This is a genomic window from Acidocella sp. (genome assembly GCF_052326845.1).
Taxonomy (GTDB): domain Bacteria; phylum Pseudomonadota; class Alphaproteobacteria; order Acetobacterales; family Acetobacteraceae; genus Acidocella.
On sequence record NZ_JBKQJR010000171.1, the window covers coordinates 1 to 4179 of the forward strand.

A 4179-nucleotide genomic window follows, 5' to 3' on the forward strand; every position below is an offset into this window, starting at 1 on the left:
GACCATCGCCCCGATTGATGAATTTGACTTTGGCAAATGGAAGCAGCTGCTAGCGATTCATCTTGACGGCGCCTTCCTAACGACGCGCGCGGCACTGCGGCATATGTGCCGGCCCGTACGGGGCTTATTGCCGTCCTTCCTTTAACAGATCAAAACTAGAGACGCCCTCGCTGTTGGTGGGGCGCTCTAGAATTTTGGGATGTCGTAACGTCAACTCAGCATCCTTGTAACCGGCTTGCCAATGTTCCTTCATGGTTAGTTTAGGTTCAATCGACATTCGGGATTCCCAAACGGCTTGAAGGCTGATTCATAAGGTTCCGTGCATTGGTGCGGAGTCGGGGATGGCGGTTAAGCGGTATGAGTTGAGCGAGACGCAATGGGTGAGGATTGCGCCTCTACTTCCCGGCAAGGCGGGTGATCCTGGCCGCACGGGCGCTGACAGCCGGCAATTTGTGAATGGTTGTTTGTGGGTTTTGCGCTCTGGGGCGCATTGGTGTGATCTGCCTGAGCGCTACGGCAACTGGAAAACGTTTCATAAACGCTTCAGCCGCTGGTGCCATGCCGGGGTTTGGGAACGGGTGTTTGAGGCCCTGACCGCAGACCGCGACAACCAGTATCTGATGATCGACAGCACCATCGTCCGCGCCCACCAGCAGGCGGCGAACGGAAAAGGGGGGCGCAAAATCAGGCGCTGGGGCGTTCCCGAGGCGGACTGACGACCAAAATCCACATGCTGACCGATGCCCTCGGCCGGCCACGGCGGCTCATCATCACGCCCAGCCAGACAGGCGACATCACCCAGGCGCCCTCACTCCTCGAAGGCCAGACCGGCGAGGCTGTACTCGCTGACAAGGCCTATGACAGCAACGCTTTTCGCGAAACCATCCACTTCAAAGGCTTCGCGCTCATCGCCGCAGCAATAATCTGGCTACGATGAACGTCGATTGGATCTAGTTAGACCGCGCACACATTAGTTCCAAAAAAGAACCTTGACATAGTGCATTCCAAATACGAACCTCCCTGCCAAAGGAGGCTCCGCGATGCGCTGGAGTGAATTGGATCAAGAGGCGTGCTCGGTGGCACGTACAGTAGCGGTGATCGGCGACCGCTGGTCGCTGCTGATCCTGCGCGACTGCTTTCTGCGGATCCGCCGCTTCGATGATTTCCAGGGGCGGCTCGGCATTACCCGCCATGTTTTGGCCGACCGGCTAAAAAAAACTGGTTGATCTCGGCGTGTTGCGCCGCGAGCGCTATGCCGAGCGCCCGGCCCGCTACGAATACCGGCTGACGGAAAAGGGGATCGATCTCTACCCGGTGCTGCTGGCGCTGGTGCATTGGGGCGACCGCTACATGGTCACCCCCGACGGTCCGCCCCTGCTGCACCGGCACAAAAACTGCGGCGCACTGTTCGAGCCGGTGATGGTTTGTTCGATTTGCGGCGAGGTGTTGAACGCGCGCGAGGTGGTGCCCGAGGCCGGGCCGGGTGCTGCATCGTCGGTTCTGCCGCTTCTGCCCCACACCACCCATCACAACCATGATTGAAAGCTGCGGCGCAGCGCTCAGCCGCTGCCTGCCACCCATCTGAAAGGAATTTCATCCATGTCCTTGCCCCCCTTGCTGCGCGACAATCTGGCGCTCCCGGTCATCGGTTCGCCGATGTTCATCGTCTCCACCCCCGAGTTGGTCATCGAACAATGCAAGGCCGGTATCGTCGGCGCCTTCCCCGCGCTCAATGCGCGCCCGGCCGAGGTGTTGGAACAATGGCTGGAGCGCATCACCACTGAGCTTGCGGCCTACAAGGCGGCGAACCCTGAGAAGAAGGTGGCCCCCTTTGCGGTCAACCAGATCGTGCATTCCTCGAACAACCGTCTGCAACACGATATCGAGATCTGCACCAAGTATAAGGTGCCCATACAGATCACCTCGCTGCGCGCGCCCGATGCGGTGGTAGAGGCGGCGCACAGCTATGGCGGGCTCGTGTTCCATGACGTCACCAACATCGTCCATGCCAAACGCGCGCTGGAAGCCGGCGTGGATGGGTTGATCCTGGTCTGCAACGGCGCCGGTGGTCATGCCGGGGCCCTGTCGCCTTTCGCCCTGGTGCCCGAGGTGCGGGCCTTCTATGACGGCACGATCATCCTGTCGGGTTCGATTGCCAATGGCGGTTCGATCCTGGCGGCGCAGGCCGTCGGCGCGGACCTTGCCTATATGGGTACCTATTTCATCGCCGCAGAGGAGTCCAATGCAACTCCGGAATATAAGCAGGCGCTGATCGAAAGCGCTGCCGAGGATATTGTGTACACGAATCTCTTCACCGGCGTGCATGGCAACTATCTCAAGAAGAGCATCGTCAATGCCGGACTCGATCCGGAGAATCTGGCGCTCGCCGACAAGAGCGCGATGAATTTCGGCTCGGGCGGGAACCAGAAGGCCAAGGCCTGGCGCGACATTTGGGGCGCGGGTCAGGGCACCGGCCAGATCCGCAATGTGGCAAGTGCGGCCGAACTGGTGGCGCGGCTCGCGGCCGAATACCAGGCGGCGCGCCAGCGTTTATGCGCCGGCCTGGGGTGACGCGCCACCAACCAAAAGTATCCTGGAAGGAAATGATGCATGAGCGAGCACGTAAAATCGGAACGCGATGCGGGGATATTGACGCTGACGCTGACCCGCGCGGAGAAGAAGAACGCCCTGACGAACGGCATGTATGGCGCCCTGGCCGATGCGCTGGAAAGTGCGGAGGCTGATCCCGCGGTGCGCGTCATCCTCTTCCAGGCTGACGGCGACAGTTTTACCGCTGGCAACGACATCGGCGATGTTCGCCGCCCAGGCCACTGGCTCGTTCAAGGGCGAGCTGCATGTCATCCGCTTTCTGCACGCTTTGGCGCGGGCCACTCGCCCGCTTGTGGCCGCCGTGCAGGGGCGCGCCGTCGGCGTCGGCACGACCATGCTGCTGCACTGCGATCTGGTGTTGCTGGCCGAGGATGCCCTGCTCTCGACCCCCTTCGTCAACCTGGCTCTTGTGCCTGAGGCAGCCTCGAGTTTGTTGCTCCCGGCGCGCATCGGCCATGTGCGCGCTTATGCGATGTTCGCGCTCGGGGAAACGATCGACGCCAGGTCAGCCGTTGCCTGGGGGCTCGCGAACTAGGCCGTGCCGGCCGGCACCTTGCGGGAAAGGGCGCGCCAGGCCGCGGCGCAGCTGGCCAAACAGCCGCTCGGCGCCCTGGCCATGACCAAACGGATGATGCGCGACGCGGCGGCACTGGCGGCCTGCATCGACGAAGAAAGCGCACGCTTCCACGAGCGGCTGCGCAGCGCCGAAGCGCGGGAAGCCTTCACCGCCTTTGCCGAGCGCCGTCCGCCAGATTTTTCTAAACTCGAGGGCTGAGCCTTCGCATTTCCCGCCACTGGTGCGGCGGCGAGGCGCCATGGGCTGGAATGATAAAAAATTCCACTTTCAATGCGGATGAGACGGCAGAACATATTCTGGAGCTGGTGCAGTCGTCGGGCGCCAAAATTCTTGTCACCGTGGGGCCGGGGATCAACGCGCAGATCTGGAAAAGGAGCGTTCACGTCAAACAGTCTCTGCCGGATGTTGTGCTGGTCTGCATCAGCGCGCCGGAGGCGCCGGAGGTAGAGTGCGTGTCCTTCGATGCGGCTCTGGCCCGGCACCGTGGCGATGCGCTCGAATTCGCAAGCCCCAACCTGCCGGATTCGGTCGTGGCTTATTTCCATACGGGCGGCACCACGGGCCTGCCCAAACTCGTTGCGCATACAAACCGCAACCAGATCTGCGCGGCGTTCGGGTTTGTGGCCATGATGGGCCTGCGCGAGACCGACCGGGTGGGCAACGGGCTGCCGCTGTTTCATGTCACCGGGACGATTTCCTGCAGCCTAGCCTTTTTCATGCGCGGCGCGGAGGTAATCATCCTCTCGCCCCAGGGCTTGCGCAACCCGGCGATGGTGCAACGCTTCTGGCATATCGTCGAGCGCTACGGCGTTACCGTCATAGGCGGCGTGCCGACATCGCTTGCCGCCATCCTGGCTGTTCCCGTCACCGGTTCGCTCGCCACGGTGCGTTTCGGGCTGAGCGGTGCGGCCCCGCTGCCGCAGAGCGTGGGCGAACGCTTTTCCGAGGTAACGGGCAAGCAACTGCATGAGATTCTGGGGATGACGGAGAGC

The 4179-nt window shown here is 62.0% G+C and carries 5 protein-coding genes and 3 pseudogenes; 7 read left to right on the forward strand and 1 reads right to left on the reverse strand.

Annotation, left to right across the window (positions count from 1 at the left end):
• Nucleotides 1–124: 124 nt before the first annotated feature.
• On the reverse strand, nt 125–277 hold the full coding sequence (locus ACLPJJ_RS11780; protein ID WP_443591169.1) for a DUF3734 domain-containing protein: 153 nt from the start codon (nt 275–277) through the stop codon (nt 125–127).
• 64 nt (nt 278–341) lie between these two features.
• Here ACLPJJ_RS11780 and ACLPJJ_RS11785 point away from each other — a divergent pair.
• From ACLPJJ_RS11785 to ACLPJJ_RS11815, 7 genes and pseudogenes are all read left to right on the forward strand, one after another.
• Nucleotides 342–886, forward strand: a pseudogene (locus tag ACLPJJ_RS11785) (IS5 family transposase); the annotation flags it as partial.
• A gap of 154 nt (nt 887–1040) precedes the next feature.
• Nucleotides 1041–1226: a winged helix-turn-helix transcriptional regulator gene (locus ACLPJJ_RS11790; RefSeq protein ID WP_443591170.1), complete on the forward strand. Its 186-nt coding sequence runs from the start codon at nt 1041–1043 to the stop codon at nt 1224–1226.
• Nucleotides 1227–1233: 7 nt separating this feature from the next.
• A complete protein-coding gene (locus ACLPJJ_RS11795; RefSeq protein ID WP_443591171.1) occupies nt 1234–1542 on the forward strand; it encodes a winged helix-turn-helix transcriptional regulator in 309 nt (102 codons plus the stop codon).
• A 57-nt stretch (nt 1543–1599) separates the two neighbouring features.
• Nucleotides 1600–2571, forward strand: coding sequence for an NAD(P)H-dependent flavin oxidoreductase (locus ACLPJJ_RS11800; RefSeq protein WP_443591172.1), 972 nt, complete (start codon nt 1600–1602; stop codon nt 2569–2571).
• Nucleotides 2572–2610: 39 nt separating this feature from the next.
• Nucleotides 2611–2763, forward strand: a pseudogene (locus ACLPJJ_RS11805) (enoyl-CoA hydratase-related protein); the annotation flags it as partial.
• Nucleotides 2764–2812: 49 nt separating this feature from the next.
• Nucleotides 2813–3385, forward strand: a pseudogene (locus tag ACLPJJ_RS11810) (enoyl-CoA hydratase-related protein).
• A gap of 50 nt (nt 3386–3435) precedes the next feature.
• On the forward strand, nt 3436–4179 hold a 744-nt coding region (locus ACLPJJ_RS11815; RefSeq protein ID WP_443591173.1), incomplete at its 3' end, for an AMP-binding protein.